Origin of the sequence: Microbacterium nanhaiense, from assembly GCF_014646015.1 — a bacterium.
GTDB lineage: Bacteria > Actinomycetota > Actinomycetes > Actinomycetales > Microbacteriaceae > Microbacterium > Microbacterium nanhaiense.
This window is the reverse complement of record NZ_BMMQ01000002.1, coordinates 184765-197475: the sequence shown is the minus strand read 5'-3', so window position 1 is coordinate 197475 and position 12711 is coordinate 184765. Positions and strand designations below refer to the sequence as shown.

Genomic DNA, 12711 nt, shown 5'->3' with positions numbered 1-12711 from the left:
GGTCACTTCATCGTGCGCGCCGCGGCGCGCTCGGTCTCGAGGCCTTCGGCCCAGCGGTCGAGGAAGGCGGCGTGGTCGGCGACGGCCTCCGGATCCGGAACGACGGTCGAGGTCTCCTCGCCGGCGAACACGGTGGATCCGAGCCATTCTGCGAGAGTCTCTCGCGATTCGGAGAGCGCGTACGCCGCCAGCAGGGCCATGCCCCACGCGCCGCCCTCGCTCGCGCCCTCGCCCACGGTGACGGGGGCCCCGAGCGCCTCCGCGAGCAGGGTCTGCGCGACGCCCGCCGTGCGGAAGACGCCGCCGTGCGCGCGGATCGCGTCGACAGCGACGCCCTCCGACGCGAGGGTCTTCATCCCCAGGGCGAGCGTCGCAAAGGATCCGCGCACCTGCGAGCGGGCAAGGCCCGCGAGCGTGAGACTCGACTCGGGCGTGCGCGCGACGAGCGGGCGTCCCGCCTCCAGGCCCGCGATCGGCTCGCCCGAGAGGTGGTTGTACGAATAGATCCCGTCGTCCGATCCCCGCTCGAGCGCCCCGGACAGGAAGGCGCCGAACACCTCGTCGGCCGACGCCTCGGATCCGATCGCGCGGGCGAACTCACGAAGGACCCGCGACCATTCACCGATCTCGCTCGCGCCGTTGTTGCAGTGCACCATCGCGACCTGGTCGCCCGTGGGAGTCGTGACGAGGTCGATCTCCTCGTGGCGCGATCGGAGCGCGCTCTCGAGCACGATCATCGCGAAGATGCTCGTTCCGGCACTGACGTTGCCCGTGCGCGGCGTCACCGCGTTCGTCGCCACCATGCCGGTTCCCGCATCGCCTTCCGGCGGCGCGACGAGCGAACCCGGCGACAGCGTGCCGGACGCGTCGAGGAAGGATGCGCCCGCCTCCGTGAGGCGTCCGCCGGGTTCTCCCGCGGATCGCACCGCGGGGAGCACCTCCGTCAGGCGAAGCTGTGTCGCACCCGCCCCGTGGATCAGGGCCTCGGCGGCTTCAAGGCGCGCGGCGTCATAGCCGCCGGTGGTGGATTCGATCGGGAAGACTCCGGAGGCGTCGCCGACGCCGAGCACCCTCTCCCCCGTGAGACGCTCATGCACGTATCCCGCGAGCGTCGTCACGTGGGCGATGCGGGCCACGTGTGCCTCTCCGTCGAGCACCGCCTGATACAGGTGTGCGATCGACCAGCGCAGCGGGATGTTGATGTCGAGCGCGTCCGAGAGCTCTGCGGCGGCGCGGCCGGTGTTCACGTTGCGCCAGGTGCGGAACGGCACGAGCAGCTCACCCGCCTCGTCGAACGCGAGGTAACCGTGCATCATCGCCGAGACGCCGATCGCGTCGATCGACTCGGGCTCTGCGCCGAGTGCGCGGACGAGATCGGCGTACGCGGCCCGGACGCCCGCGTGCACCTCGTCGAGCGAGTAGCTCCACAGGCCGTCGACGAGTGAGTTCTCCCACTCGTGGCTGCCGACGGCGAGCACCTCGCCGTTCGCGGTGGTCAGGCACGCCTTGATGCGCGTCGATCCGAGCTCGATGCCGAGCGCGGTCGGGCCGGAGGAGGTCAGCTGCGTCATTGCTTCGCTTTCGTCGAGGGATGCTGCCTTTATGTTAGCGCTCACACACGCGGCGCGCGACATCGGTGCAAAGATGCCAACCGGGGGCTCTCAGCCCGGGGGCCGCGAGGTGCTCTCCCGCGCGATCAGGGTGGGCAGGATCCGCGGCTCGGGATCATCGGGATCGAGCGCCGCCACCGCGGCCTTCCCGAGCGTCGCGAACGGCTGCTGCACCGTGGCCAGCGCGGGCGCAAGGTACGCGGCGCCCTCGACATCGTCGAAGCCCACGACCGACACGTCGCCTGGAACGCGCAGCCCCGCGTCCGCGAAGGCCCGGATCGCCCCGATCGCGAGATAGTCGTTCGCGGCGAAGACCGCGGTGACCCTTCTCTCGGCGATCTCCGTGACGAGCGCCCGCGCCGCGTCGTACCCCTGGCGCGCACCCCACCCGCCGGCGGGCAGGATCCGCACCGCGCCGCCGAGCCGGCGCGCGCGCTCGGCGAAGCCGCGGGATCGCTCGATCGCGTCGAACCAGTCGTCCGGACCGCCAATGTGCGCGAAGCCGCGGTGCCCGAGGCCAGCGAAGTGCTCGGCTACCGCGGCGGCGCCCGCCGCCTGATCGACCGCGACGTACCGAATCGCCGTGTCTCGCGGCGCGTCGGATCGCGCCGCGACCACGACGATCGGAATCCGCGCGGGAGCGGCATCGAGCAGCCGCGCGACCTCGACATGCGGGGCGACGACGACGATCCCATCGACCCCCTGGGCCATCAGCTGTTCGATCGCGGCGCCCGGGTCATCCGAGGCCACGGACGCGATCGAGACGAAGCGCCCGGCATCTCGCGCCGCCTGCTCGACCGCGAGCACCGTGCTCGACGGGCCAAAGTGCGCCGTGTCGGTCGCAACGATCCCCACGGTCGCCGAACGGCTGGTCGCGAGCGTGCGGGCCGCCTGGTTGCGCCGATACCCCAGCTCGTCGATGGCCGCCAGCACCCGATCTCGCGTCGCCTCCCGAACATACGAATGCCCGTTCAGGACGCGCGACACGGTCTGATGCGAGACGCCCGCCGCCGCCGCGACGTCGGCCATCGAGGGCGGGCGAGATGAGGACATGCGCACCAGCGTATCGCCCACCCAGCGCTCACTCAGACACGCCCGTCGTTCACCCCGATTCGCGCGACGGCGCGGATCCTCGTAAAGTATTTCTTGTTGCCGGGGCGAGATGAGCTCCGAACGACATGCGCCTCTAGCTCAATCGGCAGAGCAATTGACTCTTAATCAATGGGTTCAGGGTTCAAGTCCCTGGGGGCGCACCACATGGAAAGACCCCGGGTCCTGGGAATCAGGACCCGGGGTCTTTCGCTGTGCGTCGACGCGGTGCCGCCGTCACAGGAGTCGCCGGTAGCCTAGACGCATGGTCTCTCTCGCCGATGATCTCGCCCTCGCACTCCGACTCGCGGACGCCGCGGACGCCGAGACGATGTCGCGCTTCGATCGCGAGGACCTCTCGGTGAGCCTGAAGGCGGATCGCTCGCACGTCACCGAGGCGGATCTCGCCGCCGAACGCGCCATCCGCGCCCTCATCGAGGCAGAGCGACCCGGAGACGCGATCTTCGGTGAGGAGTACGGCGCCACGAGCGGGGCGCGTCGATGGATCATCGACCCGATCGACGGAACCGCGAACTTCCTGCGCGGCGTGCCCGCGTGGGGAACGATGATCGCGCTCGAGATCGACGGCGTGATCAGCGTGGGGGTCGTCAGCATGCCCGCGATGGGTCGCCGCTGGTGGGCGGCCACCGGGCTCGGCGCGTTCACGGACGGCGAGCGCCCCATCTCGGTGTCGACCGTCGCGTCGCTCGACGAGGCCTCGCTCAGCTTCCAATCGATCAATCAATGGCGCGGCGCGGGACATCTCGACGCGCTGCTCAGGCTGCAGGATCGCGTCTGGCGGGACCGCGCCTACGGCGACATCTGGGCATACATGCTGCTCGCCGAGGGGCGACTGGACATCGTCGGCGAGTTCGACGTCAAGGAGTACGACGTCGCCGCCGCCGCCGCCATCGTGCGCGAAGCCGGCGGACGGTTCACATCCCTCGAGGGATCCGACTCCCTCGACACCCTGTCCGCCATTGCCACCAACGGCGCGCTTCACGACGAGGTGCTCGCCACCCTCGCCGAAGGACCCGCATGAGGTCGGCGCGCGCGGCCGTCGTCGGCGTCGCCGGAATCGTGCTCGCGCTCGCCGGGTGCTCCGGATCCGCCGAGCCGGCACCCACGGGCGCGCCCGTCGCAACCGCCACTCCCCCGAGCTCCGGCGTCGAGATGAGCTGCGACACGATCATGCGCCCGTCCTTCGTCGAGCAGCTGAAGGAACTCGGCTGGGTGGCCCAGGAGGCGCCGTTCCGCATCGGCGAGCACGTGCTCGACGGTGGAATCCAGTGCGTGTGGGGCGACGAAGCGGGCCTCGACAGCGGCCAGATGTACGGCTGGGCACCGATCGACGCCGAGTCCGCCGTCGAGATGCAGGACTATCTCGAGACGAACGGCTGGGTCGTCTCGGAGGACGACGAGTACGTCTACGTCAGCGAGGATCCGGAGCGGAGCTATGCCGCCAGCCCAGAGGAGGTGCTCACCTACCAGTTCGCGCCCGGCTGGGTGGCCCTCGCCGACACGAAGTCCGGACTCGCGCTGGTCACCTGGCGGGGTTAACCGAGGGTCCGCCGCTAAAATTGGGCCATGGCACCGCACTCGTTTTCGCGCAGGACGACGCAGGTATCGATCGTGGCGGTCGCCCTCGTGACGATGTCGATCGCCGCGGGATGTGCCTCCCAGCCAGACGAGTCACTGGAGCCGGCGCCGACGAGCTGGTGGGGAGCGCCGACGGCGACCCCCACGCCGTCGGCGTCCCCGGAACCCGGTGACGCCTCGCCAAGCGCGGCGCCCGGCGAACGGCACGAAGAGGGAGCCCCGCCCGCACCCTCCTCGTCCCCGCTGCCGAGCGCAACACCCGGCGCGCCCACCGCGCCCGCGACGCCGAGCCCGGACCCCAGCCCGACGGAAACCGCGGATCCCGGCCTGCCGGACGTCACCGCGGTCGCCCGCGAGGCGATCCGCTCGCGCGCGCTGTCCCGGGATGGCCTCATCTCGGAACTCGAGTTCCGCGGCTACACGTCCGAGCAGGCGGAGACCGCCGCCGACGCCATCGGCGCCGACTGGAATGCCGAGGCGACGGAGGCGGCGCAGGGCTACGTCGATTCGACGGCGTTCTCCGAGCAGCTGCTCATCACCCAGGTCACGTATGACGGCTTCACGCCGGACGAGGCGCGGTACGGTGTCGCGCACGTCGAAGCGGATTGGAACGCGGAGGCCGTCGAGGCCGCGCAGCAGTTCGCCGGCGGCACGCCCGTGCCCCGCGCCGACGTCGTCCTCTACCTGCGCGAGCAGCAGTTCACGGAAGCACAGGTCGAGCACGGCGCCGACAGCCTCGACTACAGCGAGGTCGAGGAGATCGAACCGGACGCGTCCGACGCACCGGCAGAGTGAGAAGGCCCCGGAACCGAAGCGGTTCCGGGGCCTTCTGCGAGGACAGCGTGTGCGTGACGGTCGTGGAGCTGGCGGGAATCGAACCCGCGTCCAGCACCGGTTCACCAAGGTTTCTCCGGGCGCAGTCTGTGGAGGCGTTCTACTCGGCCTCGATCTTTAGCACAGACACATAGATCGACAGGCCCAGCCGCAGAAAAGTCCCGTGACACGTCGCGACCCCGTGTCACAGCAAGATCCCTAAATGACGCCAGGGTCCGTGGCGGGATCGCCCACGGTCTGACGGACTCGGGCTCGCTTAGGCAGCGAGGGCGAAGTCAGTGCGCTTAGAGTTGGCACTTATTGGTTTGCAGAGGGCGTTTACGAGATAACTCTGCATCCTCGGCCCGCTTCACTCAGATCAGCGGCGACTGTCGAAACCGATCAGCCCCGTGGATCCTTCGAGGAAGGGAACCGCATGCACACGCTGTGGAATTGCCACCACGCTGTCGCGTGATCGAGTCGGGAATGCTCCCGAGCACTTCAGTCTACACGATTCGAGGCACGCGCGGCTCACGCGCCCGGTGCATCCCGCGCCCCGGAGAAGATGTCGCGCAGCCGGCCGAGATCGGCCGCGACCATGTCGCAGTCGCGCTCGAACTCGTCGTCGGTGAGCTCGATCTGCCGCACGGTGAAGATCACCTCTGACCCGTCGGGGTGCGCGAGCACGCGGAGCGGGTTGGTGACGATCGTGCCCGTGGGAAGCTCGACGGCGTGGTCGAGCACGCCGAACTCGTTGCGGGGCACGAACCTCACCACGACCTCCCCCATCGGCGAGCTCGCGATGAGCTCGTCGCCGCGCATCTGGACCGCGCTCTGTGCGAGTCCGGCCGCCCAGCGGGGCAGGTTGCTGGGCTCCGCTGCGAACGCATACACCTCGGACGCGGGCGCAGGGATGACGGTACTGATGTGACGCGAGCGCATGTGGCGGATCCTACGCGAAGATCGCGTACCCCACACCGGCGAGCGCCACGCACCCGACGAGGGTGGCGAACGTTCCCGCGACGCCGGCGGTGAATCGGCGCTCCATGATCAGGCGTGCCGCGTCGACGGCCGCCGTGCTGAAGGTCGTGTATCCGCCGAGGAGGCCGACGCCGATGATGGTCAGCCACACGCCCGGCACCGCGGCGGTGACGGCGCCGAGCGCGAAGGATCCAGAGAGGTTCACGATCGCGATCCCCCACGGGTAGCGCGCGCGGATCCGCGGGGGCACGGCGTTGTCGACGAGGTAGCGCAGCGCGGCGCCGACCCCGCCCGCAAGCCCCACGGCGAGTGCCAGCAGGAGCGTCATTCGGGATCCACCCCCATCGGGAATCGACGCCCCAGGAGGATCCCGAGGGCCGCGCAGCCCGTGCCGAGCACCACCGTCGCGACCGCATAGGCGATGCCGAGCGCGGGCTCGCCGTCGCCGAGGAACCCTACCGTTCCGAACGCGAAGGTCGAGTACGTCGTGTATCCGCCGAGCACCCCCGTGCCGACGAACAGCCGGACGGTCGAGCGGCGGCCCTCGTCGGGTCCGCGCATCTTGAGTGCGCTGAGCAGCCAGCCGAGGATCAGCGCGCCGGAGAGGTTGATCGCGAAGATCCCGGCGACCCCCGGCACGGCGAGGCTCAGAAGGTACCGCACCGTCGTGCCGATCGCACCGCCGAGACCGACGAGGATGGCGGGGTGCAGTCTCATGAGGTCACCATCCTATTCGTGCCGGTTCCTGGCCTATTCGTGCCGATTCCTGGGATCCACACGCCCGCGGGGTCGAAACACATGGAGACCCGCCGTCGCGCCCTTGGCCGGAGCCGGCGCCCGGTAACTCGCGAGGGATCGTTCGTTCCCTCTCGCGACGATGCTATCGCCCCGCACGCGCGAGAATGGACCCGTGGATGACCTGCTCGTGCCCGCCGGCCCCGGCGCCCCGCGAGGCATCCGCGTGCCCGGGGCGGAGCTCGTCGAGCAGTTCTCGAGGTCGTCGGGGCCCGGTGGACAGGGCGTGAACACGACGGATTCCCGCGTGCAGCTTTCGTTCGACGTCTCGCGCTCCGCGGCCTTCAGCGATTCGCAGCGATCGCGGATCCTCGCCCGGCTCGAATCTCGGCTCGCGGGCGGCGTTCTCACCATCGCCGCGTCCGAGGAGCGCTCCCAGCGGCAGAATCGACAGGCGGCCCGCGCCCGCCTCGCCGAGATCCTGCGCGCCGCGGTCATGCCCGAGGTGCAGCGTCGTGCGACGAAGCCGACCCGCGGATCCCAGCGCCGAAGGCTCGACGGGAAAAAGCAACGCGCTCAGATCAAGCAGTCCCGGCGGCGCCCTAACGCCGAGTGACCCCTCGCGACACCTATTGAATTTCGATAGATTTCGATTATTATTCGGTGCATGAGGTTGTGGATCTACGCGGCTCTGCGCATCGTGATCGCCGTCGGCCTCGGCGGCGCGCTCCTGGCGCTTTTCGTCCTTCTTTTCCCCACGCTCGCGCAGACGATCTCGAGGGAAAGGGACATCGTGCCAGTGCCAATCGCCGTGACCGTGATCGGCGGGATCCTCGTGCTCTGCCTCGGGACCACGCTTGTTGCAACGTGGCAGCTCGTCGCGCGGGCCGAACGCCGCGCCCTCTTCGCGACCACCTCTCTCCGGTGGCTCGATCTCATCATCGGAAGCGTCGCCGTCGCGGCGCTCCTCGTCGTCGCGGCCAGCGTTCCGCTCACGCGCCTCGCGCTGACCGACGACGCGCCGGGGATGATCGCCCTGTGCGGGATCGTCTTCGCGGCGACGCTCGGCGCGGGACTCATCCTGCTCGTCATGCGGGGCGCACTCATCGACGCTACGCGCCTCCAGGGCGCGCAGACCCTGGAGGCGTGAGCCTCGGCGCTGAGCCTCGGACGAGAACGCACCGCCGCGGGCTCACAAAGCGCTACGCGGTGCGCTTGATCTTCTCGATGGCCTTGCCCTTCGCGAGCTCATCGACGACCTTGTCGAGGTAGCGGACCTTCTGCATCAGCGGATCCTCGATCTCCTGCACCTTCACGCCGCAGATCACACCCGTGATGAGCGACGCAGCCGGGGTGAGCTGCGCCTGCTCGAAGAACTGCTCGAACGACGTCTCCGTGGCAATCTGCTCGTCGATCCCGGGCCCGTCGAAGCCCGTGAGCCACGAGATCACCTCACGGAGCTCCTCCTCCGTGCGCCCCTTGCGCACGACCTTGTCGACGTACAGCGGGTACACCGAGGCGAATGTCATCTTGAACACGCGCTGATTGCGATCCATAGCTCGAGGGTACGTCAGCCATGCGGGCGAACAGGCCGCGCCGCCTCGCGCTCATGCAACCGGCTGCTGCAGTTCCACCACCCAGCGCGTGCCCTGCGGATCCATCGGGCTCTCCACGTACACCTCGCGGCACGTTCCGCACGGTGTGAGTCCGCGTCGCTCGACCTCGAGCACGAGCGACTGCCACGCGGCTTGAATCCCGTCGAGGTCGTCCGATACGTACGTCGTCACGAGCGCGCGCGGCACCTCGTCGAGGTGGGCGACGTCGAGACCGGCCGGCGCGGATTCCGTTCCGATCTGTTCCCCCGCCGCGGCGATCATCCCGTCGTCCGTGGCGGTGTAGTGCGCGACCCCGGGGCCCGTTCGTTCACGCGACGCGGCGTCGAGAATCTCGTTGACGCGGCCGAACATCGATCCCATCTCGGACTCGATATCGCTCATTTCGCGCACCACCGCCGCGAGTTGGGCGAGGCGAAGTTGCGGCAACTTCTGCTCGACGAAAGCGGACTCAGACATGGTGTTGCTCCTTCCGATCGATCGGAGGATCGTCTCGACGTGCCGCAGACGGCGACCGTCCGCGTGGATCTGCTCCCGCAACGCGGATGCGCGGTCTCCCAGAAGTGCCACGAGCCGATCCCGCGGAAGATCGTCGGCAAGAAGCTCGCGGACCTCCTCGAGGGTGAAGCCGAGTTCCTTCATGGCAACGAGACGATTCGCGCGATCAAGTTGGGCTGCCCTGTAGTAGCGGTAGCCCGTGAACTCATCCACACGGCTGGGTACGAGCAGACCGAGTCGGTCGTAGTGACGCAACATGCGCACCGACACACCGGCAAGCCTGGCGAAATCTCCGATACCTAACATGATCTCTCCATCAGAGGACCTGACACTGTGTCAGGGTCAAGCGCGTCCGCTGCAGCGCCCAAAGACACGCACACCCGTCTTCCCGACGATTCGGCCATGTCCGTCGACCGCAAAGCAGTCGAACGACTCCGGATCCGCGAGGGCCCGCCGAGCACCTCGCCGGTAAACTCCCTCACAGTGCTCATCGCATGACCCTATCGCCCGGCGACGCAGCGTCACCGAGCGTCGCATCCGCCGTGATTCTGCGGGTCCGGAGCACCCGTGCGGACTTCGCTCAGCTGCGTGCGCGCGCCGCGAGCGCGCGGAGCCACTCGATGAGGAGCTGGGTCTCGCTTGATCCGAGCACGTCGGGGTGCGCGGCGGCGTACTCGATCGCCTGCGCGAGCGGCGCCTCACTCGGCGCGCCGGTGCCCGTAATCGCGGCGATCACACCTTCCCGCGCAGACTCAGTGAGCCCGGGATCCGGCGCCGCCGACACGATCTGTCGAAGCGTCACGCCGACGTTCGTTGCGAGAATATGCGTCGCCGCCTCATCAGAGGAGACCACGAGGCGCCCCTGCGCCTCAGCCTCCGCGGTGAGCCGACGCAGCATCGTGTCCGGTCGAGCCTGGGCCGCCGGCGCGTGACCGGGCCGCACGCTCCCGTACATCAGCGCGTAGAGGCCTGGATGGGCGAGGCCGAAGCCCACATGCGCGTCCCAGCCGGCGCGGATGTCCTGAATGGGGTCGCCCGACGGCTCGGCGGAGGACTTCTGGCCCAGATAGAGGTTGAATCCGTACTCGACGATTGCATCGACGAGGCCCTGTTTCGAACCGAAGAAGTGATAGAGCGTCGGTAGCTTGACGCCTACCGCGTCGCACACGGCCCGCAGGGAGAATTCCTCGCCGGGCGACGCAGCGATGAGATCCACGGCAGCGGCGATCATTCGCTCGCGCGTATCGCTTGTCGCCGCTGTCGTCATGATGTTAGATTATCGCTTGTATCGAAAGTACACGCTGCTATATCTCTGATATGTGCGGCGTACGAGTCAGTTGCAGTGGAGGACGCGCCATGATCACACCCACCGTTCCGGAACCGATCGCACACTTCATCGAGCGGGTGAACGCCCACGATGAGGCTGCCTTTCTCGATGCCTTCACCGCCGACGGGCAGGTCGACGATTGGGGGCGGACCTTCAGCGGCCGAGATGCGATCCAGGCCTGGAGCGCCCGTGAGTTCATCGGCTCGCAGGGCGTGCTCACGGTCGAAGAGGTCACCCAGACCGGCGGTCAGGTCTCCGTCGTCGGAGACTGGCGGTCGAACCACGCCAACGGCCGCTCGCGCTTCACCTTCGACACGGACGGCGAGAAGATCGCCAAGATGACGATCCGCGAGGGCTAGCCCGTTGCCCACTTCCCTGTTCCGCACGCCACCGCATCGCTCCGAGGTCGGCCCGATCGAGCTTTTCTTCGATCTTGTCTACGTCTTCGCGATCATTCAGCTCTCGCACCTCGTCATCGACCATCTCTCGTGGGAGGGCGCGGCCCAGGCCGTCATTGTCTTCGCCGCAGTCTGGTGGGGCTGGAACTACACGGCCTGGGCGATGAACTGGCTGAATCCGCGCAGCACCGCCATTCACCTGCTGACGGGCGTGCTCATGCTCGCGGGCCTCGGCATGTCGGTCGCGATCCCCTCGGCATTCGGCGATGGCGCGTGGCTCTTCGTGGGCTGCTACCTCTTCATGGGCGTGCTGCGCCCGGTCTTCATGATCGTCGCGTTCCGCGGCTCGCAGCTCGCATCGAACTACCGCATGCTGCTGTGCTGGACGGTGCTCGCCGGCGTCCTGTGGATCCTCGGCGCCGCGCTCCCCGCGGAGTACAGGCTCAGCATCTGGTTCCTCGCGGTACTCGTCGACTACGCCGCCCCACTCGCACAATTCCGGATCCCCGGGCTCGGAGCGGCACCCATGCACCTGTGGGACACCGACGCGGAGCACCTCGCGGAGCGGAACCGGCTCGTGTTCATCATCGCCCTCGGCGAATCGATCCTGCTCATGGGCGGCTCGGTCGTCGAGCACGGCCACATCACGCCCGCTCTCGCGCTGAGCCTCACCGTCGGATTCGCGTCGATCTTCGTGCTGTGGTGGAACTACTTCGCCGTTCCCGGGGCGCACGGCGTATCCGGCGACGCGTCGACCGGAGCCCTCCGAACCGCCTACGCTTACGCACACGCGCTCATGGTGCTGGGGGCGATTCTCGTCGCGGTCTCGATCGAGCTGCGGCTCGCTCACGATCACCTCACGCCGGCGATCGTGACCGTCACCATCGCGGGGCCGCTCGTCTACCTGGCGGGAAACCTACTCTTCGCGCGGTCGCGCTTCGGGAGGCTGGGCCGCTCGCGCCTCGTCGCCGCCGGAGCCCTCGTCCTGCTCGGGGCGGTCGCTCTACTGACGTGGTCGCATCTGCCGACCATGGTGCTGAGCGTTGCGGTGCTCGCCGTGACGGCGACACTGGCCGCCTACACGGCACGCCGGGCCCGATCGGCGGCGCTGTCCGACTGAGGTCCCGGCCGTGTACCCGCACAGGCGGGTTCCGCGGGCTTGGGGGAAACTACGCTGAGCCTATGCGGCGTTTCTCTCGGTCCGGGCTCGCGATAGCCGTTGCCGCTATGTCGAGCGTTCTCGCGGCGGCAACCGGCTGCGCGGCCGGCGGCGATGCGCCGAACCCGCCTGCACCGGCATCGACGTTTCCCGCCATCGCCGCGTTCGACTATCAGCTCGGCGACCCGTATCCACCCGCACCGGGGGTGCAGCTCGTCGTGCGCGACCGCACCGCGCCGCCCGTGGACGACGCATACTCCGTGTGCTACGTCAACGCGTTCCAAACCCAGCCGGGCGACGAGAACGCCTGGCCCGAGGAGCTCCTCCTCACGGTCGACGGTGTCCGCGTCACCGACCCCGAATGGCCCGACGAATACCTGCTCGATGCGTCGACCGACGCCAAGCGCGCGGCGATCGCCGGGGTCATCTCCGCCTGGATCGAAGGGTGCGCGGCGGACGGTTTCCGCGCCGTCGAGTTCGACAACCTCGATAGCTTCACGCGCTCGCGGGGCGCGCTCAGCCTCGATGACAACATCGCGCTGGCCGCTCGCCTCGCGGCGACGGCTCACGGGAGCGGGCTCGCCGTCGGGCAGAAGAATGCCGCGGAGCACGCGCCGCGCCTCCGCGAGGAGGCCGGATTCGACTTCGCCGTGGCGGAGGAGTGCGCCGCATACGGCGAATGCTCGGCGTACACGGAGGTGTACGCCGACGCCGTCATCGATATCGAGTATGCGGACAACCTTCCCCGCCGCTTCGAGGACATGTGTCGCGACGCGGGCTCTCCCCGCGCCATGATCCTCCGCGACCGCGAGCTCGTGGCACCGGGCGCCGATGGTTACGTCTCGGAGTCGTGCCGCGAGTGACCATGCGCCGTACTCGGCGGCTGAGA

General features: G+C 68.8%; 16 protein-coding genes, 1 tRNA gene and 1 other RNA gene. 9 read left to right on the top strand and 9 right to left on the bottom strand.

Features of this window, described 5'->3' with window-relative positions; all coding sequences use genetic code 11:
• Positions 1-2: 2 nt before the first annotated feature.
• On the bottom strand, positions 3-1571 hold the full coding sequence (locus IEX05_RS03860) for an FGGY-family carbohydrate kinase (RefSeq protein WP_188700070.1): 1569 nt from the start codon (positions 1569-1571) through the stop codon (positions 3-5).
• A 90-nt stretch (positions 1572-1661) separates the two neighbouring features.
• A complete protein-coding gene (locus IEX05_RS03855) occupies positions 1662-2663 on the bottom strand; it encodes a LacI family DNA-binding transcriptional regulator (RefSeq protein WP_229661113.1) in 1002 nt (333 codons plus the stop codon).
• 127 nt (positions 2664-2790) lie between these two features.
• Here IEX05_RS03855 and IEX05_RS03850 point away from each other — a divergent pair.
• The 4 genes from IEX05_RS03850 (at position 2791) to IEX05_RS03835 (ending at position 5093) form a co-directional block, all read left to right on the top strand.
• A tRNA-Lys gene (locus tag IEX05_RS03850) sits at positions 2791-2866 on the top strand.
• A gap of 98 nt (positions 2867-2964) precedes the next feature.
• On the top strand, positions 2965-3741 hold the full coding sequence (locus IEX05_RS03845; protein WP_188700069.1) for an inositol monophosphatase family protein: 777 nt from the start codon (positions 2965-2967) through the stop codon (positions 3739-3741).
• The gene (locus IEX05_RS03840) at positions 3738-4259 is read left to right on the top strand and encodes a hypothetical protein (protein ID WP_188700068.1); all 522 of its coding nucleotides are present in this window, start codon (positions 3738-3740) and stop codon (positions 4257-4259) included. The genes IEX05_RS03845 and IEX05_RS03840 overlap by 4 nt, the downstream gene beginning before the upstream one ends.
• A 27-nt stretch (positions 4260-4286) precedes the next feature.
• Complete coding sequence (locus IEX05_RS03835) at positions 4287-5093, top strand: Ltp family lipoprotein (RefSeq protein ID WP_188700067.1); 807 nt, start codon at positions 4287-4289, stop codon at positions 5091-5093.
• A 60-nt stretch (positions 5094-5153) separates the two neighbouring features.
• Here the strand turns inward: IEX05_RS03835 and ssrA are convergent.
• The 4 genes from ssrA to IEX05_RS03815 form a co-directional block, all read right to left on the bottom strand.
• Positions 5154-5521: a transfer-messenger RNA gene (ssrA, locus tag IEX05_RS03830) on the bottom strand.
• 121 nt (positions 5522-5642) lie between these two features.
• On the bottom strand, positions 5643-6053 hold the full coding sequence (locus IEX05_RS03825; RefSeq protein WP_188700066.1) for an SRPBCC family protein: 411 nt from the start codon (positions 6051-6053) through the stop codon (positions 5643-5645).
• A gap of 10 nt (positions 6054-6063) precedes the next feature.
• A complete protein-coding gene (locus tag IEX05_RS03820; RefSeq protein ID WP_188700065.1) occupies positions 6064-6420 on the bottom strand; it encodes a fluoride efflux transporter FluC in 357 nt (118 codons plus the stop codon).
• Entirely contained in the window at positions 6417-6809 is a 393-nt protein-coding gene (locus tag IEX05_RS03815; RefSeq protein WP_188700064.1) for a fluoride efflux transporter FluC, read from the bottom strand. The genes IEX05_RS03820 and IEX05_RS03815 overlap by 4 nt, the downstream gene beginning before the upstream one ends.
• Before the next feature lie 193 nt (positions 6810-7002).
• On the opposite strand from IEX05_RS03815, the gene arfB reads away from it, so the two are divergent.
• Entirely contained in the window at positions 7003-7443 is a 441-nt protein-coding gene (arfB, locus tag IEX05_RS03810; RefSeq protein WP_188700063.1) for an alternative ribosome rescue aminoacyl-tRNA hydrolase ArfB, read from the top strand.
• A 51-nt stretch (positions 7444-7494) separates the two neighbouring features.
• Complete coding sequence (locus IEX05_RS03805; RefSeq protein ID WP_188700062.1) at positions 7495-7977, top strand: DUF2975 domain-containing protein; 483 nt, start codon at positions 7495-7497, stop codon at positions 7975-7977.
• A gap of 52 nt (positions 7978-8029) precedes the next feature.
• Here IEX05_RS03805 and IEX05_RS03800 read toward each other — a convergent pair whose 3' ends face one another.
• The 3 genes from IEX05_RS03800 to IEX05_RS03790 all read right to left on the bottom strand — a co-directional run bounded on the left by IEX05_RS03800 (position 8030) and on the right by IEX05_RS03790 (position 10205).
• On the bottom strand, positions 8030-8383 hold the full coding sequence (locus IEX05_RS03800; protein ID WP_188700061.1) for a DUF2200 domain-containing protein: 354 nt from the start codon (positions 8381-8383) through the stop codon (positions 8030-8032).
• A 51-nt stretch (positions 8384-8434) separates the two neighbouring features.
• Entirely contained in the window at positions 8435-9244 is an 810-nt protein-coding gene (locus IEX05_RS03795) for a MerR family transcriptional regulator (RefSeq protein ID WP_188700060.1), read from the bottom strand.
• Between the two features lie 274 nt (positions 9245-9518).
• A complete protein-coding gene (locus IEX05_RS03790; RefSeq protein ID WP_188700059.1) occupies positions 9519-10205 on the bottom strand; it encodes a TetR/AcrR family transcriptional regulator in 687 nt (228 codons plus the stop codon).
• Positions 10206-10294: 89 nt separating this feature from the next.
• On the opposite strand from IEX05_RS03790, the gene IEX05_RS03785 reads away from it, so the two are divergent.
• From IEX05_RS03785 to IEX05_RS03775, 3 genes are all read left to right on the top strand, one after another.
• Positions 10295-10624, top strand: coding sequence for a nuclear transport factor 2 family protein (locus IEX05_RS03785; protein WP_188700058.1), 330 nt, complete (start codon positions 10295-10297; stop codon positions 10622-10624).
• A 4-nt stretch (positions 10625-10628) separates the two neighbouring features.
• The gene (locus tag IEX05_RS03780; RefSeq protein WP_229661112.1) at positions 10629-11783 is read left to right on the top strand and encodes a low temperature requirement protein A; all 1155 of its coding nucleotides are present in this window, start codon (positions 10629-10631) and stop codon (positions 11781-11783) included.
• 62 nt (positions 11784-11845) lie between these two features.
• On the top strand, positions 11846-12685 hold the full coding sequence (locus tag IEX05_RS03775; protein ID WP_229661111.1) for an endo alpha-1,4 polygalactosaminidase: 840 nt from the start codon (positions 11846-11848) through the stop codon (positions 12683-12685).
• Positions 12686-12711: the final 26 nt, after the last annotated feature.